The following is a 1,028-nucleotide window of genomic DNA, read 5'->3' as shown; positions in this document are numbered from 1 at the left end:
ACCCTCGACGGCGAAGGCAATGCTGACGGCGCGGCGATAGCCAACAATCCGCAGCCCCGGCATGATCTCGACCCGCTCGGTGCCCCGCTGTGGAAAAGTCGACGGCCGAGACAATGGTCACGGATACCCGCAATGAAATTCCGGGCGATCGCCGGCGACGCACGTCCGGCTAGGTCATCGTAGAGTTGCTCCAGCTCCGACTCGGCCTTGGAGTGGAAGACAATCCGATACTCTATCCCCTACTTGGCTTTCGCCTGCTTGGAGCGATGACGCGCCTCCAGCCGGAGAAGACCGTGTCGGCAGGGATGCCCTTCGTCGGATCCTGCCGGAGTTCAGCCAGGCGCCCTGGTATCTCCTCGCGCAGCCATTTCTCCCGCTCCGCCTCGAAATCCTCGAGCATGCGCAGGCCCGCGCGGACAACCTCGCTGGCATTGTTGTAGCGGCCTGATTCGAGCTGCTTCCTGATGAAGCTCTCGTAGTGGTCATTCAAAGCGTAATTTGGCATTGGCAACCTCCTGCGGGGAGCGATCCCGAATCTGGCGCCGATTCGGCCACGCCTTACCTCGCGTGACTCATCCGCAGAGAATCGCCCTTCGCTTTGATTCGGCATGATCGAGGCATCGCTTCAACGCCCCCAGGCCGCTCGACCAACGGCACTTGCGGCTATTGCGGCGTGACACACCGGCCGCCGGCGCGATCGAGGATTCACATGCAGGTCGATATTCGCGGCCATCAGTCATTGTCATGGTCGAGGGTGGCCACAAAAGCCGGCTGAATAGAACACCACCCCGACCAAATTCATTTCGTATTTGATTGCAAATCATCACCGGCATCACCGATGCCTGGCACGAGGATCGGATGGCTTTGTCTTTTCCGCCTCCGATTCGGTTGATCCGGCCATGGCGGCGGCCTGGCGCTTCACTTGCCAGTCCCCCAAACGCAAACGGCCCGCGGGCTGCGGGCTGTTTTGTTGAGGCTTTGTTTGTTGTCGTACCTTGTCGGCTGAGTCCTCTTTGTGCGCCGAGGAC

1 protein-coding gene and 1 pseudogene are annotated in these 1,028 nt (G+C 60.7%); both read right to left on the bottom strand.

The window, feature by feature from the left end; all coding sequences use genetic code 11:
• Positions 1-239: 239 nt before the first annotated feature.
• A pseudogene (locus EN969_RS32685) lies at positions 240-505 on the bottom strand (type II toxin-antitoxin system ParD family antitoxin).
• Between the two features lie 327 nt (positions 506-832).
• Positions 833-1,028 (bottom strand): hypothetical protein (locus EN969_RS35680; protein ID WP_206525305.1); only part of this gene is annotated, 196 nt, incomplete at its 5' end.

The sequence above is a fragment of the Mesorhizobium sp. M7A.F.Ca.CA.003.01.2.1 genome (assembly GCF_003998945.1).
Classification (GTDB): domain Bacteria; phylum Pseudomonadota; class Alphaproteobacteria; order Rhizobiales; family Rhizobiaceae; genus Mesorhizobium; species Mesorhizobium ciceri.
Note: the sequence above shows the minus strand (reverse complement) of the source record. Positions and strands in the feature narration are given on the sequence as shown.